Source organism: Variovorax sp. J22G73 (genome assembly GCF_030317035.1).
Lineage (GTDB): Bacteria > Pseudomonadota > Gammaproteobacteria > Burkholderiales > Burkholderiaceae_C > Variovorax.
On sequence record NZ_JASZYK010000003.1, the window covers coordinates 766,201 to 792,782 of the forward strand.

23 protein-coding genes are annotated in these 26,582 nt (G+C 69.8%); 9 read left to right on the plus strand and 14 right to left on the minus strand.

What is annotated here, in order from left to right; genetic code table 11:
- The first annotated feature begins 5 nt into the window (after nucleotides 1–5).
- The 5 genes from QTI51_RS16055 to QTI51_RS16075 all read left to right on the plus strand — a co-directional run bounded on the left by QTI51_RS16055 (nucleotide 6) and on the right by QTI51_RS16075 (nucleotide 5,591).
- Nucleotides 6–1,970, plus strand: a complete 1,965-nt coding sequence (locus QTI51_RS16055; RefSeq protein WP_286515065.1) for an AMP-binding protein — start codon at nucleotides 6–8, stop codon at nucleotides 1,968–1,970.
- Nucleotides 1,967–2,776: an enoyl-CoA hydratase-related protein gene (locus QTI51_RS16060; RefSeq protein WP_286515066.1), complete on the plus strand. Its 810-nt coding sequence runs from the start codon at nucleotides 1,967–1,969 to the stop codon at nucleotides 2,774–2,776. The genes QTI51_RS16055 and QTI51_RS16060 overlap by 4 nt, the downstream gene beginning before the upstream one ends.
- 61 nt (nucleotides 2,777–2,837) lie before the next feature.
- On the plus strand, nucleotides 2,838–3,890 hold the full coding sequence (locus QTI51_RS16065) for a Bug family tripartite tricarboxylate transporter substrate binding protein (RefSeq protein WP_286515067.1): 1,053 nt from the start codon (nucleotides 2,838–2,840) through the stop codon (nucleotides 3,888–3,890).
- A gap of 68 nt (nucleotides 3,891–3,958) precedes the next feature.
- On the plus strand, nucleotides 3,959–4,849 hold the full coding sequence (locus QTI51_RS16070) for a helix-turn-helix transcriptional regulator (protein ID WP_286515068.1): 891 nt from the start codon (nucleotides 3,959–3,961) through the stop codon (nucleotides 4,847–4,849).
- A 79-nt stretch (nucleotides 4,850–4,928) separates the two neighbouring features.
- The gene (locus tag QTI51_RS16075; RefSeq protein ID WP_286515070.1) at nucleotides 4,929–5,591 is read left to right on the plus strand and encodes a hypothetical protein; all 663 of its coding nucleotides are present in this window, start codon (nucleotides 4,929–4,931) and stop codon (nucleotides 5,589–5,591) included.
- 14 nt (nucleotides 5,592–5,605) lie between these two features.
- Here QTI51_RS16075 and QTI51_RS16080 read toward each other — a convergent pair whose 3' ends face one another.
- Nucleotides 5,606–5,893, minus strand: coding sequence for a hypothetical protein (locus tag QTI51_RS16080; RefSeq protein ID WP_286515072.1), 288 nt, complete (start codon nucleotides 5,891–5,893; stop codon nucleotides 5,606–5,608).
- A 280-nt stretch (nucleotides 5,894–6,173) separates the two neighbouring features.
- Here QTI51_RS16080 and QTI51_RS16085 point away from each other — a divergent pair, with 280 nt between their 5' ends.
- Nucleotides 6,174–7,748 carry a sensor domain-containing diguanylate cyclase gene (locus tag QTI51_RS16085; RefSeq protein WP_286515073.1) on the plus strand — a complete coding sequence of 525 codons (1,575 nt, stop codon included), beginning with the start codon at nucleotides 6,174–6,176 and terminating at the stop codon, nucleotides 7,746–7,748.
- A gap of 40 nt (nucleotides 7,749–7,788) precedes the next feature.
- On the opposite strand, the gene QTI51_RS16090 is transcribed toward QTI51_RS16085, so the two are convergent.
- The 4 genes from QTI51_RS16090 to QTI51_RS16105 form a co-directional block, all read right to left on the minus strand.
- On the minus strand, nucleotides 7,789–11,823 hold the full coding sequence (locus tag QTI51_RS16090) for a non-ribosomal peptide synthetase (RefSeq protein ID WP_286515074.1): 4,035 nt from the start codon (nucleotides 11,821–11,823) through the stop codon (nucleotides 7,789–7,791).
- Between the two features lie 157 nt (nucleotides 11,824–11,980).
- Nucleotides 11,981–12,301, minus strand: coding sequence for a hypothetical protein (locus QTI51_RS16095; RefSeq protein WP_286515076.1), 321 nt, complete (start codon nucleotides 12,299–12,301; stop codon nucleotides 11,981–11,983).
- A gap of 142 nt (nucleotides 12,302–12,443) precedes the next feature.
- Entirely contained in the window at nucleotides 12,444–13,181 is a 738-nt protein-coding gene (locus QTI51_RS16100) for a FadR/GntR family transcriptional regulator (RefSeq protein ID WP_286515079.1), read from the minus strand.
- 101 nt (nucleotides 13,182–13,282) lie between these two features.
- Nucleotides 13,283–14,608: an MFS transporter gene (locus tag QTI51_RS16105; RefSeq protein ID WP_286515081.1), complete on the minus strand. Its 1,326-nt coding sequence runs from the start codon at nucleotides 14,606–14,608 to the stop codon at nucleotides 13,283–13,285.
- A gap of 181 nt (nucleotides 14,609–14,789) precedes the next feature.
- Between QTI51_RS16105 and QTI51_RS16110 the strand changes: the two genes are divergently transcribed.
- Nucleotides 14,790–15,326 (plus strand): ureidoglycolate lyase, encoded by a 537-nt coding sequence (locus QTI51_RS16110; RefSeq protein WP_286515083.1) that lies wholly within the window; start codon nucleotides 14,790–14,792, stop codon nucleotides 15,324–15,326.
- A gap of 81 nt (nucleotides 15,327–15,407) precedes the next feature.
- Here the strand turns inward: QTI51_RS16110 and QTI51_RS16115 are convergent, their stop codons facing one another.
- From QTI51_RS16115 to QTI51_RS16155, 9 genes are all read right to left on the minus strand, one after another.
- Nucleotides 15,408–16,370: an alpha/beta fold hydrolase gene (locus QTI51_RS16115; protein ID WP_286515084.1), complete on the minus strand. Its 963-nt coding sequence runs from the start codon at nucleotides 16,368–16,370 to the stop codon at nucleotides 15,408–15,410.
- Between the two features lie 182 nt (nucleotides 16,371–16,552).
- Nucleotides 16,553–17,359 carry an HpcH/HpaI aldolase family protein gene (locus QTI51_RS16120; RefSeq protein WP_286515085.1) on the minus strand — a complete coding sequence of 269 codons (807 nt, stop codon included), beginning with the start codon at nucleotides 17,357–17,359 and terminating at the stop codon, nucleotides 16,553–16,555.
- A 16-nt stretch (nucleotides 17,360–17,375) separates the two neighbouring features.
- Nucleotides 17,376–18,095, minus strand: a complete 720-nt coding sequence (locus QTI51_RS16125; RefSeq protein ID WP_286515086.1) for an RraA family protein — start codon at nucleotides 18,093–18,095, stop codon at nucleotides 17,376–17,378.
- Nucleotides 18,092–19,147: a Bug family tripartite tricarboxylate transporter substrate binding protein gene (locus QTI51_RS16130; RefSeq protein WP_286515087.1), complete on the minus strand. Its 1,056-nt coding sequence runs from the start codon at nucleotides 19,145–19,147 to the stop codon at nucleotides 18,092–18,094. Before QTI51_RS16130 ends, QTI51_RS16125 begins: the two co-directional genes overlap by 4 nt.
- 10 nt (nucleotides 19,148–19,157) lie before the next feature.
- On the minus strand, nucleotides 19,158–20,177 hold the full coding sequence (locus QTI51_RS16135; protein WP_286515088.1) for a Bug family tripartite tricarboxylate transporter substrate binding protein: 1,020 nt from the start codon (nucleotides 20,175–20,177) through the stop codon (nucleotides 19,158–19,160).
- A 35-nt stretch (nucleotides 20,178–20,212) separates the two neighbouring features.
- Nucleotides 20,213–21,289: a LacI family DNA-binding transcriptional regulator gene (locus QTI51_RS16140; RefSeq protein ID WP_286515090.1), complete on the minus strand. Its 1,077-nt coding sequence runs from the start codon at nucleotides 21,287–21,289 to the stop codon at nucleotides 20,213–20,215.
- Complete coding sequence (locus QTI51_RS16145) at nucleotides 21,286–22,056, minus strand: SDR family NAD(P)-dependent oxidoreductase (RefSeq protein ID WP_286515091.1); 771 nt, start codon at nucleotides 22,054–22,056, stop codon at nucleotides 21,286–21,288. The genes QTI51_RS16140 and QTI51_RS16145 overlap by 4 nt, the downstream gene beginning before the upstream one ends.
- On the minus strand, nucleotides 22,053–23,372 hold the full coding sequence (hisD, locus tag QTI51_RS16150) for a histidinol dehydrogenase (RefSeq protein ID WP_116911312.1): 1,320 nt from the start codon (nucleotides 23,370–23,372) through the stop codon (nucleotides 22,053–22,055). Before hisD ends, QTI51_RS16145 begins: the two co-directional genes overlap by 4 nt.
- A 107-nt stretch (nucleotides 23,373–23,479) precedes the next feature.
- Complete coding sequence (locus tag QTI51_RS16155; RefSeq protein ID WP_286515094.1) at nucleotides 23,480–24,421, minus strand: LysR family transcriptional regulator; 942 nt, start codon at nucleotides 24,419–24,421, stop codon at nucleotides 23,480–23,482.
- Nucleotides 24,422–24,530: 109 nt separating this feature from the next.
- Here QTI51_RS16155 and QTI51_RS16160 point away from each other — a divergent pair, with 109 nt between their 5' ends.
- Complete coding sequence (locus tag QTI51_RS16160; protein ID WP_286515095.1) at nucleotides 24,531–25,763, plus strand: FAD-dependent oxidoreductase; 1,233 nt, start codon at nucleotides 24,531–24,533, stop codon at nucleotides 25,761–25,763.
- Between the two features lie 22 nt (nucleotides 25,764–25,785).
- Entirely contained in the window at nucleotides 25,786–26,520 is a 735-nt protein-coding gene (locus tag QTI51_RS16165) for a class II aldolase/adducin family protein (protein ID WP_286515096.1), read from the plus strand.
- The last annotated feature ends 62 nt before the right edge of the window (nucleotides 26,521–26,582 follow it).

Genomic DNA, 26,582 nt, shown 5'->3' on the forward strand with positions numbered 1-26,582 from the left:
CGCGTTTGAGAGCAGCAGCACAAGCAGCCGGCACGGCCGTCGATGTCGATCTCGCGGTCGACGCCAATGCGGGCATTCGCAGCCTGGAAGACATCCGGCGCATCGAGGCGGCCCCGTACGCGCAGTTCATGCCGCACGCGGACGTGCTCGATGCACTGGAAGACGCCGCGCTGCGGCACGCCGGCCGGCCCGCCATCACCTTCATTCGCAGCGCCGACCCGTCGGTGCCGCCCGCGCGCTGGACGCATGCGCAGATGGTGGCGCAGGTGCGGCGCGCGGCGCGTGCGTTCACCGCGCTGTGCGGCGACGCGCAGCCGCGCGTGGCCTTCCTGCTGCCCGCCATCCCCGAGGCCTACTTCACGCTGTGGGGCGCCGAGGCGGCGGGCGTGGCCTGCCCCATCAACTACCTGCTGGGCGAGGCGCACATCGCCGAGCTGATCGATGCGGCGCAGGTCAATGTGCTGGTGGCGCTGGGCCCCCACCCCGAGCTGGACATCTGGTCCCGCGTGCGCGGGCTGCGCGGTCGCTGCAAATCGCTGGCGCACGTGATCGCGGTGGGCTGCGAGCAACACACGCAAATCGGGCAGGGCACGGAAGACGCGCTGCACTTCGACGCGCTGCTCGCCGCCCAGTCCGACGCGCCGCTGCAGCGGTCGCGCGCGCCCGATGCCCACCGCATCGCCGCGCTGTTCCACACCGGCGGCACCACCGGGCGTCCCAAGCTCGCGCAGCACACGCACGGCAACCAGCTGCATGCGGCGTGGGGCGCGGCATGCATGTACGGCACCACGGAGAACGACGCGGTGCTCAACGGCTTTCCGCTGTTCCATGTGGCGGGCTCCTTCGTCTACGGCCTGTCGACCCTGCTCGCGGGCGGCGAGGTGGTGCTGCCGACGCTGCTGGGCCTGCGCAACACGGCCTTCATGCAGGCGTACTGGCGGTTCGTGGCGCTGCACCGCGTCACGCTGCTGGCGGCGGTGCCGACCGTGATGTCCACGCTGCTGGGCGTGCCGCTGAAGGGCGAAGACCTGTCGCGCGTGCGCTGCCTGCTCACCGGCGGCTCGCCGCTGCCTTCGGACCTGGCCGACGCCTTCGAGCAGCGCCTGGGCATCGCGGTGCGCAACATCCTGGGCATGACGGAGTGCGGCGGCGTGATCGCCATCGAGCCCGCGGGTGCGCCGCGCGTGGCGGGCTCGGTCGGCTGGCCGCTGCCGTTCACGCGGGTGCGCGTGGCGGATGAAACGGGCGTGGCGCTGGCGGGGGGTGATGAAAGCCCGGAAGGCATCCTGCAGATCCAGGGCCCGAACGTCGGCCCCGGCTACACCGACGCCGACACCAACACCGGCGTGCTCGTCGATGGCGGCTGGCTGGTAACGGGCGACGTGGGCCGCATCGACGCGCAGGGGCGGGTGTTCGTCACCGGGCGCTCGAAGGACCTGATCATCCGCAGCAGCCACAACATCGACCCCGTGGTCATCGAAGACGCGCTCATGGCGCACCCCGACGTGCTGCTGGCCGCGGCGGTGGGCGCGCCCGACGAATATGCGGGCGAGGTGCCGGTGGCGTACGTGTCGCTGCGCCCGGGCCGCACGGTCGGCAGCGATGAACTCGCCGCGTTCGCGCAGGCGCGCATTCCGGAACGGCCCGCGTACCCGAAGGCGATCTTCGTGCTCGACGCGCTGCCGGTCACCGCCATCGGCAAGCTCTACAAGCCCACGCTGCGCGCCATGGCGATCCGCTGGGTGGTGCAGGACCGCCTCGCGCAGAACGGGCTGGCGGACAGGGTGCAGGTCGATGTACGCGCAGAGGGAAAAGGGCTGGTGGTGCACTGCACGCTGGCCGAGGAGGAATTCGCTTGCCATCGCTCCGCTGCCCTCGACGGCCTCGACACCGCCGCGCAGGTGCGCAAGCTGCTCGGCGTGTTCGCGCTGAACTGCCGCGTCGGCACGGCGCAAGGAGCCGGCGCATGAACGACGACATCCGCTACGAGAAGAACGGCCACGTCGCCACCATCACGCTCGACCGACCGCAGGCGCGCAACGCGCTCACGCCGCGCATGCTGTGCCTGCTGGCCGATGCCTTCGTCGACTTTCGCGCGGACGCGAACCTGCGCGTGGCCATCCTCACCGGCGCGGGCGAGCTGGCCTTCTGCGCGGGCGGCGACCTGGCGACCACGCTGCCGCTGATGACCGGCGACCGCGCGCCGGCCGACGCCTTCGAGCACCGCATGCTCGCCGACCCGATGGTGCTCGCTGCCTCGTCGCTGCGCGACTTCGCGCTGCACAAGCCGGTGGTCGCGGCCATCAACGGCGCCTGCATGGCCGCGGGCTTCGAGACGATGCTGGGCACCGACATCCGCATTGCCGCCGCGCACGCGAGCTTCGGGCTGCCCGAGGTGCAGCGCGCGCTGATTCCCTTCGCGGGCTCCATGGTGCGGCTGCCGCGGCAGATCGGCCATGCGCGCGCGATGGAGTTCATGCTCACCGGCCGGCCGATGGACGCGCAGGCCGCGTTGCTGTGCGGGTTGGTCAACCACGTGGTGCCCGCCGACCAGCTGATGGCGAAGGCGCGCGAGGTGGCGCTGCAGGTTGCCGCCAACGGCCCGCTCGCCGTGCAGGCCGTGAAGCAGACGGTGATGGAGGCCAACGGCGTGCCGCTGGACGTTGGCTACCGGCTCGAAGACCGCGCGAAGAAGGCGGTGTTCGCCAGCGCCGACGCGCGCGAAGGGCCGCGCGCCTTCATGGAAAAGCGCAGCCCCGACTACCAGGGCCGCTGAGCGGCGTTGCTCGCTAGAACTTCAGAGCCATTCGATTTCAAGAACCAACGGAGACAAACCGATGAACACGCCCAAGAACACGCTTGCCAACATGCCTGCCGACATGAAGTTGACCCGCAGGGGCTGCCTCGCTGCAGGCGCGGCGGGCGCCGCCGCATCGCTGGCGCTGGGCTGGCCGCAGCTTTCCTTTTCGCAGCCGGCCTCGTCCGCCCAGGCCTACCCGACGCGGCCGGTGCGCCTGGCCGTGGGCTTCGCGCCCGGCACCGGGCCCGACGTGCTCACGCGCGTGCTCGGGCAGCGGCTGGGCGAGACCATCGGCCAGCCGATGGTCATCGAGAACCGCGCGGGCGCGGGCGGGCAGATTGCCGCGCAGTTCGTCGCCAAGAGCCCGGCCGACGGCTACACGCTGCTCATCGCCGACGTGAGCGCCATCAGCATCGCGCCCGCGGCGTTCTCCAAGCTGCAGTACGACCCGGCGCGCGAGCTGGTGCCGGTGTCGGAGGTGGTGCGCACCGACTTCATCCTGGTGGTGCCCAACAGCTCGCCCGCGAAGACGGTGGCCGACTTCGTGAAGATGGCCAGGGCCGAGAAGGACAAGGTCAACTTCGGCACCTTCGGCGCGGGCACGCCGGGCCACTTCGGCGCCGAGATGTTCGCGGAGCAGGGCGGCTTCAAGGTGGAGCCGGTGCACTTTCGCGCGACCGGCGATGCGGTCACGGCCATCATCGCGGGCGACGTGCAGGCGGCCTTCGTGTCGACCGCGCTGGCCATGGCGCAGGTCAAGGGCGAGAAGATGCGCGCGCTGGCCACCACCGCGCCCCAGCGTTCGCCGCTGCTGCCGGCGGTGCCCACCTTCACCGAGTCGGGCTTTCCCAAGGCCGACTTCTCGGCGTGGTTCGTGCTGTTCGCGCCCGCCGGCACGCCGCAGGCGGTGCTCGACAAGCTCAACGCGCAGGCGGTGGCGGCGGTGCAGGCGCCCGAGGTGCGCCGCCGGCTCGAAGAAGCGGGGTTCAGCATCGCCGGCAGCAGCGCCGCCGACGCGCGCAGCATGATCGCGGCCGAGACGGTGCGCTGGCAGAAGGTGGTGGCGGCCACGGGCTTCAAGGGAGATTGAGCCTGCGCAGCGGCCGGAACAGGGTCAACCCGGTTGGAAGATCGCCCCGTTGCCGCTAGCTTGCGCACATGGACCTGATTCCCCTCACGCAGCAATCGCCGCGGCACGACCCGGCGGGCGCGTCGGAGCGCGCCAGCCTGGCGCTGGCCGGCGTCATCGGCTGCACCGGCCAGCCCGACTTCAGCGCCAAGGCGCTGGGCGAGCTCAACCGGATGCTGCCGATGTGCTGGATGTCGATCTACAAGCTGTTCCCCGATGCGCCGCCCGAGAGCTACGGCGGCGGTGCCTTCGGCATGGCCGACGGCACCCGCGATTCGTGGCGCGTGTACCGACAGGGCCTCTACAGCCGCGACCGCACCTTTCTCGAAGCGCGCGAGGTGGTGCAGGGCGGCAATGCCGTGGTCACGCGCTGGCACGCGCGCGAGATTCCGCTGGAGCACCGCAAGGCCATCTACATTCGCCACGGCCTGCGCGAGCGCGTGTCGCTGGTGGAAGGCGATGCCCGTGGCGCGGTGCTGGCGGTGAACCTGTACCGGGGCATGGCGCAGTCGTCGTTCCGCGACGACGAGGTCGACCTGCTCTGCAGCGTGGCGGCGCCGCTGCTGGCGACCGTGAAGCTGCACCTGCGGCTCATGGCGCAGCAGCCGTTCGGCGACCTGCAAGGGCAAGGTGGCGACGTGGTTGCGCTCAACCCCGTCAGCCCCGTCAACCCCGAACCCGCGGCACTGGCCGAGCTGCCGCGCCGCGAGCGCGAGGTGTGCCAGCGGCTGCTGCGCGGCTGGACCTACGACGGCATCGCGGCCGACCTGGGCATTTCCGCCGGCACGGTAAAGACCTACCGCAACCGCGCGTTCGAGCGCATGGGCCTGCACCACCGCAACGAGCTGTTCGCCAAGGCGCTGGCCGAACCGGGCAGCGGGCCGGTCGCGGTCGCGGCGGCGGCTCCCGCCCTGGTGTAGGACCGCGGCGCGGCTTGCGTGCGAGGGGCGCCGTGCTGCGCATGTGCGCACACATGTGCGCCTATGATCGTTCGGCACCATGCGCAACTCCCTCGACTTCAGCTCCTGGCAAGGCCTGCTGACCACGCTGCTCGGCCTTGTCGTCGTCTCCCTTGTCGCGGTCGGCATTCGCCTGCTGGTGATGCACAGCGTGCAGCAGCGTCGCGAGCGCGCCAACCGGCAGATCAACGAGCGGCTGAAGACGCTCATCGCCGCCTACAAGGTGCTGGGCGGCTCGTTCACCGGCGACCTGTCGGTGGACCCCAGCCATCTGCGCGAACTGCGCCTGCGCGAAGGCGCCGAGGCGGCGGCGCTTGCCGCGTCGGACCGTCGGCGGCGCATTCGCGATGCGGTCGAGGCCGCGCTGTCGGACGTGATCTTGCTGGGCACTGAAGAACAGGTGCGCCTGGCCGCGCGCGCCGCCAACGACATGGTCGAAGGGCGGCCTGTGGAGACGGCGGAACTGGTGGTGTCGCTGCGCCTGTTCATTCGCGATGTGCTCGACCTCGACCCGATTCCGGCGGAGCTGGGCATTCCCAAGCAGGGGCCGGTGCGGTCGAAGGGAACGGCCGCGCGCGAAGGCGGCGGCGGTGCGAAGGGTGGCGGCGGAGGAGGAGGTGGTGGGGGCGGTGCCGGCGCTGGTATGGCCGGCGGCGGCATGGGCCTGCACGGCGATGCCGCGCACGACCCCGCCGCGCACTGATCAGCTGCGGCTCGTCAGATGCGGCTCGTACGCCGCGCGTAAAACAGCGCCAGCGCAATGCCCGTGGCGGCCGCGCCACCCCAAGCGACCGCGGGGCTGCGCAGGGCGCGCTTCAGGCGGGCGCCCCTTCCGAGCGCGGCGTGGCCTGCGGCGGCAGCGCCGCGCGCAGCCTGTTCCTTCGGCGTGAGCGGTCGGGCCACGTTCGGGTTCTCTTCACCTTCGAGCACGGCCTGCGAGATGTCCAGCGGGGTCAGCGTGTCGTCGGCGATCGATGCGGGCATGGCGGTATTTGCAGCGGTCATGGTGGCTGGCCTTTCTTTTATGGATGACGGATCTGAAACCTGAAACGCAAGGCTCTCGCGACACGCGCGGCCATCCGTACGGCGAAGCGCCGACATTCGAGTAGGCCAATGTCCCGGTCGCCGGTGCGCACTGAGCCGCGCGCCCCGTTTCAACGCAAGGGGTGGGGTGGGCATGCCCTGATCGGAAATCAGGTGCGTAATTGTTGATTCGTGAAACAATCTGGTCAGGAAGGGACGTGCGCGGCGTACGGCTCCAAACAGCCAGGGGTTGACGATTCAGATGGTTTCCGGCTCAGAGTTCCTGGCGCAGGCGTTGATGGCGCACGGCGCGTCCGCCGTGTGCGGCTACGACGCGTCGGACCGGATCACGTTCTGGAACGAGCGCTACCTCGCCTTTTTTCCCGAAGTGGCGCCTTTTCTCCGGGTGGGCACGCCCTTCCTGGAGACGCTGGAGCCCTTCCTGGCGCTGCAGCATCCGCAGGCCTCCGCGCAGGAGCGCGCCGATGCCGCGCGCAACGCCATCCACCGCCACGCGCACGAAGAAGGCCCGTTCCAGTACCAGCGCCCCGACGGCCGCTGGCTGGAGCTGCGCATGTTCCCGCAGCCCGATGGCGCGCGCTTCAAGATCTGGTCCGACGTGTCGGCGCAGAAGGCGCCCGGCGCCGAGGGCAGCCTGCTGCAGGGCCTGATGGCCGTGGCCAACGTGGGCCTCATCGTGCACGACACGGCGGGCGTGCTGCGCTACGTGAATTCGAGGTTTTTCTCCGAGCACTTCATGGGCCTGATCCAGCGGGTGCCGGCCATCGAGCGGCGCGGCGCGCAGCAGGGCGGCTACTGGAAGAAGTTCGAGGACATCTTCGGCGGCGACGAGGTCTACGAGCAGCTGTGCCTGAGCACCGCGCGCGGCCCGGTGCAGGCACCGCTCACCATGCGTGCGCGCACCGGGCGCTTCTACCGCGTGCAGGAGCAGGCGTGGGACGCGGGCGGCACCGCCGGCGTCTGGACCGACGTGACCGAGCTCATCCAGCGCGAGGACGCCCTGCGCGCCGCGCACCGCGAGCTGTCGCTGCTGAACCGCAAGCTCATCGACCTGTCGGAAACCGACGCGCTCACCGGCCTGCCCAACCGCCGCCGCTTCAACACGGCCATGCAGTCCGCGCAGGCGGTGGTCGACAGCGGCTCGCAGGCGTCGGTGGCCATCATCGACCTGGACTTCTTCAAGTCGATCAACGACCGCTTCGGCCACGACACGGGCGACGTGGCGCTGGTGGAGGTCGCCAGGCGGCTTCGCGCGCTGGTGCCGGGCCAGGTGCCCATCGCACGGCTGGGCGGCGAGGAATTCGGGCTGGTCTTCGAGGCGATGCCGCTGGTGGAGGCGCACGCCTGCGTCGAGGCCGTGCGTCAGGCGTTTTCGGACCACCCCTTCGTGACGGGTTCGCAGGCGATGCCGCTGACCGTGTCCATCGGCATCGCGCCGCTGACGACCACGCGCGACACCAGCGCGTCGCTGAAGGAGGCCGACATGGCGCTGCTGAAGGCGAAGGCGCGCGGCCGCGACTGCGTGGTACTGGCCGGAAGGAACGCGGCGGGCGGGCCCGACAGCGGCACGGGCGGTGCATTCGGCACGGGTGGCGCGACCGCGGCCGAGGCATCGTTGTCGATGGACGCCTTCGCCGAAGAAATCGACCTGGGCGCCGCGGGCCTGCGCGACAAGTACGCGCCCGCCACCGAGCACCCGGCCTTCGCGCTCGCCAACTGGGAAAAGGCGGTGCGGGACGGCACCACGCTCGACCACTACTGGGGCTGGGTGGAGTACCAGATTTCGGCGAGCCTGCAGGCGCCGGACACCGAGTAGCCCGCGCGCCGGACAAATCGAAAGAAGCCGAGGCGCTGCTTCAGCCCTTGCGCCGCCAACCGCCGAATGCACGCCCGAGCAAGCCGGGGCTGCGCGCGCCGGTCGCCATCGCAATATCAGGCATCTCCTGCTCGTCTGTCATGTCTTGGCTGGCGCCCCGCAACTCGCCGTCCGCAGCCGCACCTGTTGCCGACGCCGCGATCTGCCCGAGCGTCTCGTACAGGTAGCGCTGCGGTTCCACGCGGTAGCCGAGCAGCTTCTCGGTCTGCTGCACCGCGCGCTGCGCCAGCAGCGAATCGCCGCCGAGCTCGAAGAAGTTGTCGTTCGCGCGAATGTCCCTCACCTCGATGCGAATCACGCCCGCCCACACCTCTGCCAGTCGGGCCTGCTCGGCGTTGGCGAGGTGGGCCGTCACAGGTAGCGTGGGGGACACGGTTTCGGCGACAGCCGTGGCCTCGCGCCTTGCGCTCGCGTCGGCGGCGGAGAGCTTCTGCAGCCACGCCGCGCTGGCAGAGCCCTCGGTGCTCGCGATGTACGCGAGCGTGGCTTCGGGCCGGTAGGCCGCGCGGTGCAGCAGCTCGAGGTAGCGCTCGCGCAGCCGGGCGCCGGTCTCGCGCAGGTAGATGCCGCTGTTGCAGGCCAGCGCGCCTTCGAGCCCACGCGCGCCTTCGACCAGCCGCAGCGCGATGTCTTCCGTGGCGCCGCGCTGCGCCAGCGGTATGCGCCGCGTGTGCAGGTCCGCGAGCTGCGCCGGATGCTCGCGTGCATCGATGAAAGAAAAGCTCCAAGGGCAAGGCGCCACGAACTGCTCGAACGGCGCGTGCTGGTGGTCGGCCAGCGCCAGCAGCTCTTGCTGCACGCGCTGCACGAACTGCGGCAACGACGCTTGCATGTCGAGCGCGAGACGCACCGGCACCACCGTGTCGAACGGGCCCATCACGTGGTGCGCCTCGGGCTGCTGGCGTCCACGCACCGGCGCGGCGATGGCGACGGTTTCGCGGCCGGTCACCTGGCCCAGGGTCAGCGCGTAGAGGGCGAGGGCCAGCACGTCGAGCGTCGTGCCTAGGCCGTGCGCCGTGTCGTGCAGGCGCCGCGTGGCGGCGGGGTCAATGTCGATGGGTTGCACGCCGCCCTGGCCGCTGCGGCCCGTGGGGCGCGGCATGTCGGTACGCGGCAGCGGCAGGGACGCGGGCGCGGCGCGTTGGCGCCAGAAGCCGAGTTGTGCATCGAAGTCGGGCGCCTGCATCCAGTCGGCCAGCCACTCGGCGTGGTCGCCGTGGGTGCTGGCGAGCGCGGGCAGAGCCTCGCTCGACAGCGAAGACTGCACATACAGCGCAGCGAGTTCGCGCTGCAGCAGCTCGAACGATCCGTCGTCCCACACCAGCCGGTGCGGCACGAACACGAAGGCATGGTCTTCCTCGTCGAGCTGGAACAGCGCGGCATGCGCCATCGGCGCGGTGCGGATGTCGATGGGGCGGTCGGCCAGTTCCTGCATGCGGTCCGCCAGCTCGGCCTCGCGCTGGTCGGCCGGCAGGCCGCGCAGGTCGATGGTGGGCAGCGCGAAGTCGACGTGCGGCGCCATCGACTGCATCGCTTGCCCCTGCGGATCGGCGCCGATGCAGGTGCGCAGCGCGGGTTGGCGACGCACGATGGCGCGCAGTACTTCCTCGAAACGCGCGACGTCGAGCGCGCCTTGCAGCCGCTGTGCAAAGGGCATGTTGTGGAAGGCGCGGCCGGGGTGCAGCGTTTCCTCGTGGTGGATGCGCGCCTGCGCGGGTGTGAGCGGCGCGGTCCGCCGGTCGGGCCGGACAACGAGCGGGGGCCGAGCGGCCGCGGGCATCGGTGGCTGCTCGACCTGTGCTGCCTGCACCGAATGCGGCGCAGGCAGCGCGCCCCGGTCGATCTTGCCGTTGGGCAGCGTCGGCAGCGCCGCGAGCGTGACCACGTGCTGCGGCAGCATGTAGCTCGGCAGGCGCTCGCGCAGGTGCTGCGTGAGCGCGCGGCGGTCTAGCGCCGTGCCGGGCACGAGCGCCAGGTAGGCCACCAGGCGCACGTCGCCCGGGTGGTCTTCGCGCGCCACGACCACGCTGCGCGACACGCCCGCATGTTCGTTGCAGCGCGCCTCGATCTCGCCGGGCTCGATGCGGTAGCCGCGCACCTTCACCTGGAAGTCGAGCCGCCCCAGGTGCTCCAGCAGGCCGTCGTTGCGCCACCGGCCCCGGTCGCCGGTGCGGTACACCGGCGTGTCGGTGCCCAGGATGCGCACGTTCACGAAGCGCTCGGCCGTGAGCCCGGCGCGCTCGAGGTAGCCCAGCGTCATGCCGTCGCCGCCGATGCAGATCTCGCCCGCCACGCCGACGGGGCAGGGCTGCAGTTGCGCGTCGAGGATCCACACGCCGGTGTTGTCGATGGGCTTGCCGATGGCCACGCCGCGCGCGGCCACCGCGTCGCGCTGCATGTGCCAGGCGGTCGACCACACGGTGGTCTCGGTCGGGCCGTAGAGGTTCCACAGCGCGGTGCAGCGATCGAGCAGCGCCAGCGCCAGGTGCGCGCGCACCGGCTCGGCGCCGATCCAGCCACGCAGGCCAGGGCCCGCGTCGCTCTCCTTGCGGCCTTGCCACTGCGCCTCGAGCAGCAGCTGCCACATGCCGGGCGTGGCCTGCAGGATGGTGATGCGTTGCGCCTCCAGCAGCGCGCGCAGGCGCTGGCCGTCCATGGCGGTCTCGCGCTGCACCAGCACGATCTGCGCGCCCGCGGCCAGTGGCAGCAGCACCTCGGGCACGGCCATGTCGAACGACAGCGTGGTCACCGCCGCGATGCGGTCCCGCGGGCCGATGCCGGGCTCGCGCTGCATCGACTGCAGCAGGTTGGCCACGGCGCGGTGCGGCACGCACACGCCCTTGGGCTTGCCGGTGGAGCCCGAGGTGTAGATGACATAAGCGGCGTCGTCGGGCCGGGCGTCCTGGCCGCCCGGTGGCAACGCGTCGGCGGGGGCTTGGTGCCAGGCGGTGTCGCGGTCGATCTCGAACACGCGGGCGGCGGCGCCCTCGCACCACGTGCGCGGGGCCGACGCAACGCCCGAGGCGGTCAGCAGCAGGCTGAAGCCGGCGTCCTGCGCGTAGTAGTCGAGCCGCGCTTGCGGAAAGCTCGGGTCCAGCGGCACATAGGCCGCGCCCGACTTCAGCACCGCCAGCAGCGCGACAAACATGTCGGCGCTTCGCTCCAGGCACAGCCCCACGCGCTGGCCGCGGCCCACGCCGCGTGCGCGCAGGGCATGGGCCAGGCGGTTGGAAAGCGCATCGAGCTCGCCGTAGCTGCAGACGCGTTCGCCGTTGCGCACGGCGATATGCGCGGGGTGCCGGGCGGCATAGGCGATGAAGCCGGCGTGCGCGAAAGGTTCGCCCACCAGGGCGGTGGGCGGCGGCTGCAGCGCGGCCAGTTCGCGCGCCGCTTCGGGCGACAGCACGTCGAGGCGGCCGACAAGTTCCGCGGGGTTGGCCGCGGCCGAACGCACGACGCACGCGAACATCTCTAGCCAGCGCTGCACGCTGGCTTCGTCGAACAGGTCGGCGTTGTAGCGGGCTTCGGCGTGCAGGGCACCGTTCTCGTCTTGATGTGGCCGCAGGACCAGCGAGAGATCGAAGGGCTCATCGCTCTCGGCGGCGCTCCGGTCGAACGCGAAGCACACGCTGGTCAGCATCCGCTGTTGCGGGCTTCGAGCCTGCACGCCCGCGTGGCATTCGCTCATGAGCGCATCGAAGCGCTGTGCGGCCTGCGGGGCGACATGCAGCGTCAGCCATTCATCGGTCTGCGCTTCCTTCTTCGGAATGCCGACCGCGATGTCGTCCTGCCCGCTCAGCCGGTACAGCGTGGCCACGAAGGCGGCCAGCAGGCCGTCGAACAGGTCGAAGCCTGCGTGTTCGCTGGCCGTGCGCATCGCCGCGAGCAGCGCAGGGTCGAGCGTGCGCGCGGTGCGCCGCATGTCGGTGCCTTGCCCGGCGCGGCGTGGGCGGTCCAATGGAAGGTCGAGCACATGGCGCGCGGGGGCGACGGGTGGCGCGTCGGCGGCACTCATCGTGTGGCCCGCTCGTCGTGTACGCGACCGATGGGCACAGGCGGGCGCATCGCGCCACGGGAGGGGGCTGAAGTCACTCGTGGCACATCTCTCTCCAATGTTCTTGCCGCCATCCTAGGGTGTTTGATAGGACGGAGGTATTACTCTGCTGACGCGGTTACATCAGGAAAAGATCGTTGCTAACGGGTACTAACCTCACCGTCTTGACTATCGGCAGCGGCAGGGCCATGCACGGCGCCGCGACCCCGGCCGCGCTCGTGACGAAGCGCGCGAGTTCCTGCAGGCCATCGGTGGTGATGCCTTTCACGACCACGATCCGCGGCGCCACATAGGAGCCCCGCAGCGTGGGGTGGGCGCCGAACTCCGCATCGACCAGCCCGGTGGCAGCCAGCACGGAGATTCGCCTGACCTCTTCCGGCTCTTCCAGGCGCAGCGGGAAACGGGCGTGCTGAAGCCTCATGAGGCAGAAGAGCGGCATTTCATTCCTCCATGGGCCTCGGCTTTTCTTGCCGAACAGGGCGGCGCCGGGGCGTGAAGAGCAATGTATGCAATTGAGGGTAGGTCGCAATCCTCAATTCAAGGGATGCGGCGACATGGGGGCATGTGGTGCCCCGCGAGGCTCAGGCCGCCGCGGACGGCCCGTTGAACCCGGTCGGAAAATGCACGCCCGCGCGCTGCGCGGCCTGCACGATGTGCTGCGCCATGGCCTGCTGCGCCAGCGTGGCGTCGCCCTGGGCCAGCGCATCGATGATGGCCATGTGCTCCTCATACGTCGCATGGCGCGCGCCGCGCTTGTAGAACGGCAGGCGCTGGCTTTCCTGCATCACGTCGGCGCTGTTGCGCAGCACGTCGGCAATGGCCTGGTTGCCGGCGATGCCGATGATCTGCATGTGGAACTCGAAGTCGAGCTGCGTGGCCTGCGCGAAGTCGGAGGCGTCGATGCAGGCCCGCAGGGCCTGTGCATTGGCCCGCAGTGCGGCCAGGTCTTCGGCCTCGACGACCAGGCAGGCCAGCCGCGCCGCGAAATTCTCCAGCGCAAAGCGCAGCTGGTACACGTCGGTCAGCGAGTGCGAGCCGGCGAACCGCCAGTCGGGCGCCGAAGGGGCCTGCGCGGGAACCGGTGCTGGCAGAGGCCGAGGCGTTTCGGCCACGTACATGCCCTTGCCCGGATGCGCGCTCACCAGCCCCGTGCCCTGCAGGGTCGACAGCGCCTCGCGCAGCGACGTGCGGCTAATGCCGAGTTCTTCCGCCAACTCACGCTGCGAAGGCAGCAAACCGCCGGCCGCGTAGGTGCCGTCGGCAATCCGCTGCTGGATCAGGCGGGCTGCGGTGGTGGCAACGGCGGGGGTGGTGGGCATGGGCGGTGTCTGCGGAGGGCGTGTTCGCGTGGGGACCGAAATCTTACTTGGCCGCACCGCGGGCCTCGCCCTGCCTGCAGGGTTGCTCGCTCGCTCGCCGCCTATTTGTTGACCAGCTTCGCCGGCACCGTGTAGGTGAGGAAGGCGCCGAACAGCAGCACGCCGGCCAGCACGAAAAGCGCGATGTCGGTGCTCTTCGTCGCGTCCTTGATCAGCCCGATCATGTACGGGCTCACGAAGCCCGCCAGGTTGGCGAAGGAGTTGATCAGCGCAATGCCTGCGGCCGCGCCGGCGCTCGACAGAATGGCCGTCGGCAGGCTCCAGAACAGCGGCGACGTGGCCAGGCTGCCGCCGGCGGCCAGCGCCAGCGCGGCGAGCGACAGGTACACGTTGTTGCTGAAGATGGCGCTGAGCATGAGGCCGAGCGCACCGCAGCAGAACGGCACGATCAGGTGCCAGCGGCGCTCGCGCATGCGGTCGGAGCTGCGGCTGACCAGCAGCATCGAGCAGATGGCCACCGCGAACGGCACGGCCGTGAGCAGGCCGATGTTCAGCGCGCCCGACACACCCGACTGCCGCACCAGCGTGGGAAGCCAGAAGGTCAGGCCGTACTGGCCCATCACCGTGCAGAAGCAGATCACGGCCATCTTCACGATGCGCCGGTCGGCGAACAGCGCGCGCAGCGACATGGGCGCGTTGTCGGTCTTGGTGGCGTTCTCGGCGGCGATGTTGCGCGCGAGCAGCGTCTTTTCCTCGTGCGTGAGCCAGCGCGCGGCCTGGATGCTGTTGTCGAGGTACACGATCACGAGCAGGCCGATCACCAGCGAGGGCAATGCCTCGATCAGGAACAGCCACTGCCAGCCGCGCAGGCCGCCCATGCCCTGCATCGCTTCCATGATGAAGCCCGACAGCGGCCCGCCCAGCACGCCCGACACCGGAATGGCGCACATGAACACCGCCACCATCTTCGCGCGGCGGTGCGAGGGAAACCAGTAGGTGAGGTACAGGATCATGCCGGGGTAGAAACCGGCCTCGGCCGCGCCGAGCAGGAAGCGCAGCACGTAGAACTGCGTGGGCGTCGTCACGAACATCATCGCGGCGGAAATCAGGCTCCACGTGATCATGATGCGCGAGATGGTGGCCTTGGCGCCGATGCGGTGCATCAGCAGGTTGCTGGGCACCTCGAAGAAGAAGTAGCCGATGAAGAACAGGCCCGCGCCAAGCCCGTACATCGCCTCGCTGAACTGCAGGTCGTTGAGCATCTGCAGCTTGGCGAAGCCCACGTTCACGCGGTCGAGGTAGGCCGCGACGTAGCACAGCATCAGGAACGGCATGAGCCGCCAGGCCACTTTCTTGTAGAGCGCGTTCTCGGCCGCGGCAAAAGAGGAGGCCGACTGCTGCGCCGGATGGAGTGTGGTGGTTGACATGCGTGTCCTGTGGATGGTGGCTACTGGTATGACCAGTAGGACTTGCGGCGCCGGACGACGATAGCGCGGGAATTTTCATTCACGGATAGTGGATTTCCCTGAGCCCCTTGCATTGACCGGATTTCAGTCTGAAAGGCATACTGGTCATACCAGTTGATCCAGAGAAGAACAGGAGCTATCGTTGACGCTTGCCCGTCCCCATTTCCTGCCCACCGAGGCGCAGGCGCTAGAGCTTGTCGCGCAGCCGTTGACGCGCGAGGCCTTCGCGGCGTTCGGCGATGTCATCGAGAGCGGGCAGCGGCCGCCCCTGTCCATCAACGCCGGCATGACGGCGCGCCACCACGACCTGGCGCACGTGGACCTCGGGCCCGAAGGCGGCCGCGCGCTGGTGAACATCTTCGAGACGCAGCCGTACGCGTTGCCGCTGCGCGTGGCCATGCTGGAGCGGCACCCGCTGGGCAGCCAGGCGTTCGTGCCGATGGACGGCAGCAGCTTCCTGGTGGTGGTGGCGCCCGCGGGCGACGCGGTGCGCGTGGAAGACGTGCGGGCCTTCGTCACCGACGGGCGGCAAGGCGTGAACTACGCGCGAGGCGTATGGCATCACCCCCTGGTGGTGACGCACCGCGTGGCGAACTTCGTGGTGGTGGACCGCGGGGGGGCGGGGCACAACTACGATGAGATTCATCTGCCCGACGGGGTCAGGCTCGTGGTCTCCTGAGGGGCGCTACTCAACCATTGCAGGCCGCCATCGCAGCGACTGCCTGCAGCACGTTCAGTGCCTTCAGTGCCTTCAGCGCCTTCAGTGCGCCTGCGCCGCCAGCACAAACGCCCCCAGCTCCCGATTGAACCGCGCCGCGTCTTCCCAGAACGGCGCATGCCCCACGCCCGGGTACTGCGACAGCCTCGCCCCTGGCACGGTAGCCGCCGTGTACCGCCCCACGTCGAGCAGCACGGCCTTGTCCTCGACGCCGTGCGTGACGAGCACCGGCACCTTCACCGCCTTGAGCGCGGCCTCGTAGGGCGCGGGCCGGCCCGACATGGCGCGCCGCACGTAGCCCGGCGCCATGGTGTTGAAGCCGAGCATGGTCTCGAACTCCGCCGCCGTCGGCTGCGTGGAGAAGCAGGCGCGCAGGAAAGCGCGCGTGGCCTCGATGCTCACCGCCTCGTCCGGCGACACCAGCCCGGGAGCGATCGCGCCGGCTGGCGCCTTCGCGTTCAGCGGGCCGTTGGTGGACGCATCGACAAAGTCGATGCCCGCGATGCTGCTGTCGCCGTAGGTCATGAGGTAGTCGCCGAGCACGCGGCCCGCGTAGCTCCAGCCGACCAGCACGGGGCGCTTCATGCCGGTCTGCTCGATGACGGCCTTGAGTTCGTCGGCCCAGCGCTTGCTGTCGGTGTAGTACTCGGTGCCCTGCGGCTTGTCTGAGAACCCGTGACCGCGCATGTCGTAGGTGACGATGCGAAAGGTCTTCGCCAGGTCGCTGTCGAACTGCTTGCGCCACGAGAGGTAGCTCTGCATGAAGCCGTGGATGAACACGATCTCGGGGCCGGCAGGGTTGCCCCATTCCTGCACATGCAGTTTGACGCCATCGGGCGTGGTCACCGTGTGCAGCTTGTAGGGCAGGGCGGGGGCGGCCGCGCTTGCAGCGGCTGGTGCGGGTGAAGCGTTGAGCGTGGGCGTGGGCGTAGGCATGCCTTGGGCCAGTGCGCATTGCGCGCCCATCGCCATGAGCAGCGGCAGCAGGGATCGTTGGAGTCGCATCGAAGTCTTTCCGTGGTGAAGGTATCGTCGGGCGCGGAGCACGGGGCCCAATGCCCAGCGCCCCGCGGCGGACCCAATGTCGAAACCTTACACAGGCATGCAAACAGGGCTAACCCTTCCCGTTCATCGAGCGCGCAGGGGCATGCCTGCACCGCCGTGCATGCCTTGCAACACAGGAAAAATCAGTACCCCAGCGTGCCCGCGGCCGGCCGCCGCCCGCCCGCACCGGAGGCCTGCTGGAAGGCCTGCGTGATGAGGCCTGTGGTGGTGCTTGCGAAGTACCGCGCGCCCCACTGGCCGTACTTGTCTTCGTCCTGCGGCGTGAGCGCGATCACGCCGCCGCAGTTGCCCGCGTCGCGAATGGCGCACAGCGCGCGCTGGATCGCGGCCTCCACCTCGGGCGCCTTCCAGTTGTTGTCGAAGCCCATGGCGTGCGACAGGTCGTTGGGCCCGACGAACACCGCGTCCACGCCGGGCACCGACGCGATCTCGGCGGCCTGCTCGACCGCTTCGGGCGTCTCGATCATCACGATCAGCGCCACGCCCGCGTTGCTGCGCTCGGTGTGCGCCACGCCGGGGAACGCGCCGTAGCCGGCGGCGCGGGGGCTGAACGCGCTGCCGCGCCGGCCCACGCGCGGGTAGCGCACCTGCTGCACCAGGTCGCGCGCTTCCTCGGCGCTGCCGACCATGGGTATCTGCACGCCGCTGGCGCCCATGTCGAGCACGCGCGAGATGTCGTGGCGCAGGCAACGCACCACGGGCACGATGCCGCTCGCGCGCGCGGCGCGCAGCATGTGCTCGGTGGTTTCGAGGTTGGCGCTGCCGTGCTCGTTGTCGAGGATGACGAAGTCGAAACCCGCGTAGCCGCACATCTCGACGATGGCCGGGCTGGGCAGCGAATTGAACAGGCCGCGCAGGCGCTGGCCGCTTTTCAGCAGCGCGGGCAGGCGGGTGTCGAGCGGGTGATGAGGATGAACAGGATGGTCCATGGTGTCTGTGTGTCCTTCAATGGATGTCGTCGGCCTCGCGCATGGCGGCCTCTATCTTCGCCAGGTTGAAGCCGGGGCCGCGCGCGGCGGCCAGCAGCGGTGCTTCCTTGCGCTGCACGCGGTCGATGCACTCGGGCAGCGCCTGCAGGTACTGCGGCGCGATGAGCACCGCGCCGTGCCGGTCGGCATGAATCAGGTCGTCGTGCGCCACGCGCAGGCCGAACACCTCCACCGGCTCGCCGATGCGCTCCACGTGCACGAAGGCATGCGAGGGGCCGATGCTGCCCGCAAGAATGGAAAAGCGCGGCGACAGGTCGCCCAGGTCGCGCACCGAGCCGTTGGTCAGCACGCCGGCCACGCCCAGCCCTTCGTGCACGGCCGAGTTGACCTCGCCCCAGAACGAGCCGACGCCGGGGTGCTCGTCCAGGTCCTGCATCACGACGAGGGTGGGCACGCCGTTCACCGGCGCCACGTGGCGGTAGTAGTCCAGGCGCAGCTGGCGCATGTCGGCCGCGGGCCGCGTGGAAGGCTGCGCGGCGCGAATGCACGCGGTGCGCGCAAAGCCCAGCATCGGCGCCATCGGCTGCGGCGCGGCCACCAGCGTGCCACGGGTGAAGCCCTGCGCGCTGCGTCCGCCCATCGCGAGCTCGAGCGCGTTGCAAATGGTGGGCGTGTCGACCGAGCGCAGCTTGCGGGCCAGCGCCTCGCTCATCACCGGGTGCGGCGCGGTGCTCATTCGAGCGTCACGTGGTTGGTCTTGATGAGCTCGGCGAACTTCAGCGTCTCGTCCTGGATGAACTTGCGAAAGGCCTGCGGCGTCATCGGCTTGGGCGTGAAGCCCTGCGCGGCCAGCCGCTCGACCACCGCGGGCGAGCGCAGCACGGCCACCACTTCGCCGTTCAGCCAGGTGACCACCGGCGCGGGCGTCGCGGCCGGCGCCAGCAGGCCGAGCCAGGTCGCGGCCTCGAAGCCGGGCACGCCCGATTCGGCCAGCGTGGGCAGCTCGGGTGCCAGCGGCGAACGCGCGGCGCTGGTCACGGCCAGCGCCTTGGCCTGGTTGTTCTTGGCGAAGGCCAGCGCGGTGGTCATGTTGTCGAACTGCATGTCGATCTGGTTGCCCGCCAGGTCGACCAGCGACTGGCTGCTGCCCTTGTAGGGCACATGCACCGCCTTGCCGCCGATGCGGTTCAGGAACATCAGCGCCGTGAGGTGCTGCGAGGTGCCGTTGCCGCTGGAGCCGTAGGACACCGCGTCGGGCTTGGCCTTGACCACCGCGATGAGCGACTTCACGTCGGTCGCGCCCGACTTGTTGCCCGCCAGCAGCACCAGCGGCGTGCTCGCGAGCTCGGTCACGGGGGCGAAGTCCTTGTCGACGTTGTAGCTCACCTTCTTCAGCAGCGTGGGGTTGACCGACAGTGCCGTCTGCGTGCCCAGCAGCAGCGTGTAGCCGTCGGGCTTGGCGCGCGCGACGTACTCGGTGCCGATGCCGCCGCCCGCGCCGGCGCGGTTGTCGACCACCACGGCCGTGCCCCAGCGCTTGCCGAGCTCTTCGGCCACCAGGCGCGCGACGATGTCGGTGGCGCCGCCGGGCGCGAAGGGCACGACGATGGTGACGCGGCCCGTGGCGGGGTAGCCGCCCGGGCCGGCGGGCGCTTGCGCGGATGCGAGGTTGCCGATGCCGATGCCGCCGGCCAGGGCGAACGCGGCGGCGGCGCGCAATGCGGAGCGGCGAAGGCGCGAGGCCGTTGTAATGGATGTAAAGGGCGCGATAGGTGTGTCGTGTTTCATGCTGTCTCTCTCATTCGGCCTGGATGCCTGCGTCCTTGATGACCTTGCCCCATTTCGCGATTTCCGATTGCTGGAACGCGGTGAAGGCCTCCGACGTGCGGCCGTCGGGCTCCACGCCCAGGCCGCGCAATTTCTCCTGCACGTCGGGCATGGCGACGATGGCGGCAATCTCGCGCGCCAGCCGGTCGACCACCGGCTTGGGCGTGCCCGCGGGCACGAACACGCCCTGCCACGACTGCATCTCGAAGTTGGGCGCGCCGGCCTCGGCCAGCGTGGGCACGCCCGGCAGGCTGGCGAGCCGCCTGGCCGCAGTCACGCCCAGCACCTTCACGCGCTTGCCGTCGATCATGGGCCGCGCGGCGGCCACGGTCTCGAACACCATGTCGATCTGCCCGCCCACCAGGTCGACGATGGCCTGCGAGCCGCCCTTGTAGACGATCTGGCGCATGCGCGTGTGCGTGATGTTCTCGAAAAGCTGGCCCGACAGGTGCTGCGAGGTGCCGGGCCCCGCGGTGCCGTAGGTGAGGCTGTCGGGCTTGGCCTTCAGCTCGGCGATGACCTGCGCCACCGAGTTGAAGCGGCTGCCTTCGGGCACCACGAGCACGTTGCTCACCATGCCCACGAGGTTGACGGGCACGAAGTCCTTCACAGGGTCGTAGCCCAGGTTCTTGTTGAAGAAGGGGTTGACGGCGTGCGTGGTGATGGTGCCGCCGATGACGGTGTAGCCGTCGGCCGGCGCGCGCGCCACGGCCTGCGTGCCGACGATGCCCGACACGCCTGGGCGGTTGTCGATGATCACCGGCTGGCCCAGCCGCTCGCCCAGGTGCTGGGCCACCAGGCGCGCCACGCCGTCGGACACGCCGCCGGGGGAGAAGGGCACGACGTACTTGACGGGCTTGGTGGGCCAGGCGGCCGGCTGCGCGTGCGCAACGCCGGCCAAACCGGTCAAGGCGGTGAGCGTGGAAAGGGCAAGCGGGAGTGCGAGTGCGGCAAGCGTGGCCCGCAGGGCGGGGCGGATTCGGGGGCTCATGGATTTGTCTCCTGGAATGAATGAAATCGGCCCGCTCAGGCGGGCTTCGAAACATTGGCTTTGCCTGGGTTGCTTCGTTTGCCTTGCGAGGGCCGTGCCGCGCGCACCGAGTCGCGCTCGACCACGCGGCACGCAATGACCACGTTGCGCGGCTGCGCGTCGTCCTGCATCTGCTCGTGCAGCAGCTCGACCGTGGCCTCGACCATCGGCTCCACGCCCTGCACCACGGTCGTGAGGCGGTAGGCGCCCCAGGCCGCCTGCGGCACGTCGTCGAAGCCGACCACGCTCACGTCCTCGGGCACGCGCAGGCCCAGCTCGTGGCGCAGTACGTCCATGGCGGCGATGGCCATGTGGTCGTTGGCCACGAACACCGCGTCGGGGCGTTTGGCGGCGGGCACGCCGGCGAACATGGCGCGCGCCGCGTCGCGCGCGCGCTCGAAGCTGTAGTGGCCCACCTCGCGGCGAAACACCTGCACGCCCGCTTGCGCGAGCACCTCGTTGAAGCCGCGCTCGCGCTCCAGGTTGGTCGAAGACTTTTCCAGCCCCGCCAGGAACGCGATGCGCTTGTGGCCGCGCGCGAGCAGCAGCTCGGCCACCATGCGCCCGCCCTCGCGGTTGTCGGAAGTGACCGAGCTGGTCGTGTGGCGCGCGAAGGCGCTGGTGTCGGGCACGCGGTTGAACAGCACCACCGGCACGCCCGAGTCGGCGCACTGCCGCGCGAGGTCGGGCGACAGCATGGCCGAGGCCATGACGATGCCGTCGATCTGGTACTGCAGGATCTCGTCGAGCACGCCGTCGGTCTCGTCGCCGTCGCTGATGAACATCAGCACGTGGTAGCCCTGCTTCTGCAGCTTCTGCGAGAGCTTCTCGATCACCAGCGGGTAGAACTGGTTCTCCAGGTAGCCCATGACCAGCGCGATGATGCGGCTGCGCCGCGTGATCAGGCTGCGCGCCATGGCGTTGGGCCGGTAGCCCAGCGACTTGGCCGCGATCATCACGCGGGCGCGGGTGTCTTCCGACACGCTGGCGCCGGGCGTGAAGGTGCGGCTCACGGCCGACTGCGACACGTTGGCCAGTTTGGCGACGTCTTGCGCGGTGGCGTTCGACCTCATGCCGCGCTCCAGCCGCCGTCGAGCATCAGCGCGCTGCCCGTCATGAGGCTCGAGGCCTCGCTCGCCAGGAACACCACCGCGCCCATGATCTCCTCGGTCTTGCCGAGCCGGCCCAGCGCGATGCGCTCGGTGACCCAGCCGCGGAAGGCGGGGTCCGCGAACATGTTCGCCGTCATCGCGGTTTCGATGAAGGTGGGGCAGATGGTGTTCACGCGAATGTTCGCCGGGCCCAGCTCCCAGGCCAGCGCCTTGGTCATGCCCTCGACCGCGTGCTTGCTCGCGCAGTACAGCGTGCGGCGCGGGCTGCCCACCACCCCCATCTGCGAGGAGATGGTGACGATGGAGCCCGGCAGCCCGGCCGCGAGCAGCCCGCGCGCCACCGTGCGCGTGACGTACAGCGTGGCCTTCACGTTCAGCTCGAACACCGCGTCGATGTCGTCGTCCTGCACATCGACCAGCAGCTTGGGCCGGTTGAGGCCGGCGTTGTTCACCAGCACCTGGAACGGGGCCGCGGCGCCCAGCGCGGCGGTCACCGCGGCCGAGTCGGTCACGTCGAGCACCAGCCAGTCGCACGCGCCGCCTTCGGCGCGAATCAGCTCGCAGGCCTCGCGCAGCTCGTTCTCCGAGCGCGCGGCCAGGGTGACGTGGGCGCCGGCGCGCGCCAGCGCCGCCGCCGCGGCCAGGCCGATGCCGCGCCCGGCCCCGGTGACCAGCGCGCGCTGGCCGTCGACCCGAAAGCCCGGCGAGCGGGGCAGCGCGCCGGTCACGACAGCGCCGGCACCGGCTGGTACCACGGCACCTCGGGCCGCGTGCCATAGCGGCGCACGCGCAGGTTGGCCTGCTCGCCGTGACCCGCGAAGTTCTCCATGTGGCACAGGCGCGAGCAGTACTCGCCCATGAGCGCGCTGGCCTCGTCGGTCAGCACCTTCTGGTAGGTGCAGGTCTTCAGGAACTTGCCCACCCACAGGCCGCCGGTGTAGCGCGCGTTGCGGTTGGTGGGCAGCGTGTGGTTGGTGCCGATGACCTTGTCGCCGAAGCTCACGTTGGTGCGCGGCCCGAGGAACAGGGCGCCGTAGTTGGTCATGTGCGCCAGGAAGTAGTCGGGGTCGCGCGTGAGCACCTGTACATGCTCGAAGGCCAGCTCGTTGGCCTTGCGCAGCATTTCTTCCTGCGTGTCGCAGACGATCACCTCGCCGTACTCGGCCCAGCTCACGGCGGCGATGGCGGCGGTCGGCAGGATCTTCAGCTGCCGCTCGATTTCGGCGAGCGTGTCGTGCGCCAGCTGCTCGCTCGTGGTCAGCAGGATGGCCGGCGACGTGGGGCCGTGCTCGGCCTGGCCCAGCAGGTCGACTGCGCACATTTCGCCGTCGGCGGTGTCGTCGGCGATCACCAGCGTTTCGGTCGGGCCCGCGAACAGGTCGATGCCCACGCGGCCGTAGAGCTGGCGCTTGGCTTCGGCCACGTACATGTTGCCCGGGCCCACCAGCATGTCGACCGGCGCGATGGTCTGCGTGCCCACGGCCATGGCCACCACGGCCTGCACGCCACCCAGCACCAGGATCTCGTCGGCGCCGGCCATGGCCATGGCCGTGACGATGGCCGGGTGCGGCGCGCCCTGGTAGGGCGGCGCCGTGGCCACCACGCGCTTCACGCCGGCCACCTTGGCCGTCAGCACGCTCATGTGGGCCGAGGCCAGCAGCGGGTACTTGCCGCCGGGGATGTAGCAGCCCACGGCGTCCATCGGGATGTTGCGGTGGCCGAGCACCACGCCGGGGTAGGTCTCGACCTCGACGTCCTTCATCGATTCGCGCTGGATCTGCGCGAAGTTGCGCACCTGTTTCTGCGCGAAGGCGATGTCTTCGATCTCGCGCGCCGAGAGGCTCTTGCGCGCCTTCTCGATGGCGTCGGCGGAGAGCCGGAAGTCGGCCGGGTTCCAGTTGTCGAACTGGCGGCTGTAGTCGCGCACGGCGTCGTCGCCGCGCGCCTCGACCGCCTTGATGATGCCTTCGACGGTGGCGCGCACCTTGGCATCGTCGTCGGCACGGACTTGCACGTCCTTGCCGCGCTTGAGGTATTTGATCATCGGGTGTTCCCAGTGGTTTGGCGTTGCATACGAATGCAATGTCGAAACCTTGCATTCGTATGCAAACAGGGAAAACCCTAGGTTTTTCCGATCGTTCGACAGCCTGTTCAGGCCGAGTTGATCTGGCTCAACTTCTGAAAATGCTTGCCGAGTTCGTCGATCAGCTTGGACGCGAGCTCGCTCTTTTGCCGCCCCTTCTTGCTCACCACGAAGAAGTCGATGGGCACCAGCGGCTCCACCAGTGTTCGAACCGCCACCTCGTAGCGCGTGCAGGCAGGCGCCACGAATCCCGGCAGCGCCGCCACGCCGTGCCCGGCCTCCACCATCGCGATGATGGCCTGGATGTTCTGCAGCGCGCCGCTGCGCGCGGGCGCGGCGTCGAGCTCGCGCAATTGCGCATCCACCAGCTTCTGGATGGGGTTGTCGTTGGGCAGCGCGAGCAGCCGCTCGCCGGAGAATTCAGACCAGGCCGCGCGCTGCCCCGCGCCCGCGCGCCGGCCGCGCGAGCGCGCCGGGGCCGGCGTGCCGGCGCCCGGGCTGACGCGCACCATGTGGAACGTGGCGAGCAACTGGCGCTCGATGCCCGCCGCTGGCTTGAAGAAGGCGCCCAGCCCGAGGTCGACCTCGCCGGCCTCGATGCCCTGCAATATCTGCCTTCGGTCGAGGTCGCTCACGTTCACCCGGATGCTTGGCTGCACCTGGCGGAAATCGTGCAGCCAGCGCGGCAGCACGCTCGACGCGATCAACGGCGTGGCGGCCAGCGACACCTGCTGCCCGGCCACCGCCGACAGCTGCCCGATGTTGGCGGTCGCGTTGTCCCAGTCGGCCAGCATGCCGCGCGCGGTGGGCAGCAACGACTCGCCCGCCGGCGTGAGGCGCACCGAGCGCGTGGTGCGGTCGAACAGGCGGGCACCCACCTGCGCCTCGAAGTCCTTGAGCATCAGGCTCAGCCCCGCCTGCGTCACGAAGATTTCCTCGGCTGCGCGGGTGAAGCTGCCCAGCCGTGCGATGGCCAGGAAAGCCTGGAGCTGGCGGGTGCTGATATTCATTAGCAGGGCCTATCAATTGATTTGATAGTTTAACTTCTCAAATTTCTCTCGCTGCGATGCAATTGCCCGGTGGCCGATCGGGCCCGTTGGCAATGAAGGAAAGAAACACATGGCGGCCCAACCTCTTCACGTACTCATTGCCGGCGCCGGCATCGGCGGCCTTTGCTGCGCATTGGCGCTGCAGCGACGCGGTTTTCGCGTCACGGTGCTCGAACAGGCGCCCGAGCTGGGCGAGGTCGGCGCGGGCTTCCAGGTGAGCGCGAACGGCTCGCGTTGCCTGGCGGACATCGGCCTGGGCGACGAGCTGCCGCAGCTGGCAACGCAGGCCGCCGGCAAGCAGGTCAGGCTGTGGAACACCGGGCAGACCTGGAAGCTGTTCGACCTGGGCGCGGAGTCGGTGCAGAAGTACGGTTTTCCGTACTACCTGATCTACCGCGCCGACCTGCATGCGCTGATGGCGCGCCATGTGCGCGAACGCCAGCCGGACGCGATCCGGCTGGGCGCCAAGGCGGTCGGCTTCACGCAGGACGTCGAAGGCGTCGAGGTCGAGCTCGAGGGCGGCGAGCGCGTGCGCGGCGATGTTCTCGTCGGTGCCGACGGCGTGCACTCGCGCATCCGCCGCGCCATGTTCGGCCCGAGCGATGCGCAGTTCACCGGTTGCGTGGCGTGGCGCGGCCTGGTGCCGCGCGACAAGCTGCCGGCCCACCTGCATGCGAACCTGGGCACCAACTGGATCGGTCCCGGCGCCCACGTCATCCACTACCCGCTGCGCGAGGGCCGGCTCGTCAACTTCGTGGGCATCGTCGAGCGCAGCGACTGGCAGGTCGAGTCGTGGACCGAACGCGGCAGCGTCGACGAGTGCCTGAACGACTTCAGGCACTGGCATGACGACGTGCAGCGGCTCATCCAGGGCATCGAGCAGCCCTTCAAGTGGGCCCTGCTGAGCCGCCAGCCCATGGACAGCTGGACCGACGGACGGGCCACGCTGCTGGGCGACGCCTGCCACTCGACACTGCCCTTCCTGGCGCAAGGCGCGGTGATGGCGCTGGAAGACGGCGTGGTGCTGGCCCGCTGCCTGGCCGCCCACCGCGGCGACCCCGCGGCAGGCTTGCTGCGCTACCAGGCGCTGCGGCTGGAGCGCACCTCGCGCATCGTGCGCGGCTCCGCGGCCAACGCGGCGCGTTTTCACAACCCGCTGCTGGCCGACGCCGCGGAGGCGAGCCGCTATGTGGACCGCGAATGGAACGAGGACAGCGTGCGCCAGCGCTACGAGTGGCTGTTCAGCTACGACGCGACCACCGTCGACGTCGGCGGCGCCCTCGATGCCCAGGCCACGAACTGAATTCAAACAAGGAACCCGACGAATGAACGACGACCACGCATTGCCGGCATTGATCCACGACCTGGTGCACGCCTTCCAGGTGCTTGCCATGGACGGGCAGGGCAGCGGCATTTCAGGCCACCTCACGGCCCGCCTTCCGAACGCCCGCACGTTCTGGAGCATTCCCTACGGCTTCGGCTTCGAAGAGGCGACGGCCGAGCAGCTGATCGAATCCGACTTCGAGCTGCGCACGGTCACGGGCTCGCTGCCCTGCAACCCCACGCTGAACATCCACACCGAGATCTACGAAGCCCGGCCCGAGGTGTGCTGCATCCTGCACACGCATTCCGAGGCTTCGCTGGCGCTGGGCATCGTGGGAAGCAACCTCGAGCCGGTGACGCAGAGCGGCGCGCTGTTCTACGAAGACATCGTGCTGTTCGACGAGTTCGACGGCATCGTGCTCGACAAGAAGGAGGGCGCCAGCATCGCCGCGCGGCTGGGCACCAACCGGGCCATCCTGCTGCGCAACCACGGCTCGGTGGTGGTGGGCGAATCCATCGCGGACACGGCCATCGCGGCCACCGTGCTCGAGTTCGCGGCGCGCGTGCAACTGCAGGCCATGGCCGTCGGCACGCCCAAGAAGCTGCCGCCCGCAGAGGCGCGCCAGACCAAGGCCTTTCTGCGCCGCCCCGACGTGGTCGATTTGCGCTGGCAACTGCTGGTGCGCCAGGCGCGGCGGCACAACCCCCACTTCACCTTCGAGAGAAACTTTGCATGAACGCACCCGCTGAAATACCCGCTGAAACAGCCGCAGAAGCAGTCGCTGACGCACGGCCCCCC

What these genes read in the sequence shown, in the direction of transcription:
- QTI51_RS16060 (WP_286515066.1), top strand. Translation starts at nt 1,967, where the DNA reads ATGAACGACGACATCCGCTACGAGAAGAACGGCCACGTCGCCACCATC.
- QTI51_RS16065 (WP_286515067.1), top strand. Translation starts at nt 2,838, where the DNA reads ATGAACACGCCCAAGAACACGCTTGCCAACATGCCTGCCGACATGAAG.
- QTI51_RS16070 (WP_286515068.1), top strand. Translation starts at nt 3,959, where the DNA reads ATGGACCTGATTCCCCTCACGCAGCAATCGCCGCGGCACGACCCGGCG.
- QTI51_RS16075 (WP_286515070.1), top strand. Translation starts at nt 4,929, where the DNA reads ATGCGCAACTCCCTCGACTTCAGCTCCTGGCAAGGCCTGCTGACCACG.
- QTI51_RS16080 (WP_286515072.1), bottom strand. Translation starts at nt 5,893, where the DNA reads ATGACCGCTGCAAATACCGCCATGCCCGCATCGATCGCCGACGACACG.
- QTI51_RS16085 (WP_286515073.1), top strand. Translation starts at nt 6,174, where the DNA reads ATGGTTTCCGGCTCAGAGTTCCTGGCGCAGGCGTTGATGGCGCACGGC.
- QTI51_RS16090 (WP_286515074.1), bottom strand. Translation starts at nt 11,823, where the DNA reads ATGAGTGCCGCCGACGCGCCACCCGTCGCCCCCGCGCGCCATGTGCTC.
- QTI51_RS16095 (WP_286515076.1), bottom strand. Translation starts at nt 12,301, where the DNA reads ATGCCGCTCTTCTGCCTCATGAGGCTTCAGCACGCCCGTTTCCCGCTG.
- QTI51_RS16100 (WP_286515079.1), bottom strand. Translation starts at nt 13,181, where the DNA reads ATGCCCACCACCCCCGCCGTTGCCACCACCGCAGCCCGCCTGATCCAG.
- QTI51_RS16105 (WP_286515081.1), bottom strand. Translation starts at nt 14,608, where the DNA reads ATGTCAACCACCACACTCCATCCGGCGCAGCAGTCGGCCTCCTCTTTT.
- QTI51_RS16115 (WP_286515084.1), bottom strand. Translation starts at nt 16,370, where the DNA reads ATGCGACTCCAACGATCCCTGCTGCCGCTGCTCATGGCGATGGGCGCG.
- QTI51_RS16120 (WP_286515085.1), bottom strand. Translation starts at nt 17,359, where the DNA reads ATGGACCATCCTGTTCATCCTCATCACCCGCTCGACACCCGCCTGCCC.
- QTI51_RS16125 (WP_286515086.1), bottom strand. Translation starts at nt 18,095, where the DNA reads ATGAGCACCGCGCCGCACCCGGTGATGAGCGAGGCGCTGGCCCGCAAG.
- QTI51_RS16130 (WP_286515087.1), bottom strand. Translation starts at nt 19,147, where the DNA reads ATGAAACACGACACACCTATCGCGCCCTTTACATCCATTACAACGGCC.
- QTI51_RS16135 (WP_286515088.1), bottom strand. Translation starts at nt 20,177, where the DNA reads ATGAGCCCCCGAATCCGCCCCGCCCTGCGGGCCACGCTTGCCGCACTC.
- QTI51_RS16140 (WP_286515090.1), bottom strand. Translation starts at nt 21,289, where the DNA reads ATGAGGTCGAACGCCACCGCGCAAGACGTCGCCAAACTGGCCAACGTG.
- hisD (WP_116911312.1), bottom strand. Translation starts at nt 23,372, where the DNA reads ATGATCAAATACCTCAAGCGCGGCAAGGACGTGCAAGTCCGTGCCGAC.
- QTI51_RS16155 (WP_286515094.1), bottom strand. Translation starts at nt 24,421, where the DNA reads ATGAATATCAGCACCCGCCAGCTCCAGGCTTTCCTGGCCATCGCACGG.
- QTI51_RS16160 (WP_286515095.1), top strand. Translation starts at nt 24,531, where the DNA reads ATGGCGGCCCAACCTCTTCACGTACTCATTGCCGGCGCCGGCATCGGC.
- QTI51_RS16165 (WP_286515096.1), top strand. Translation starts at nt 25,786, where the DNA reads ATGAACGACGACCACGCATTGCCGGCATTGATCCACGACCTGGTGCAC.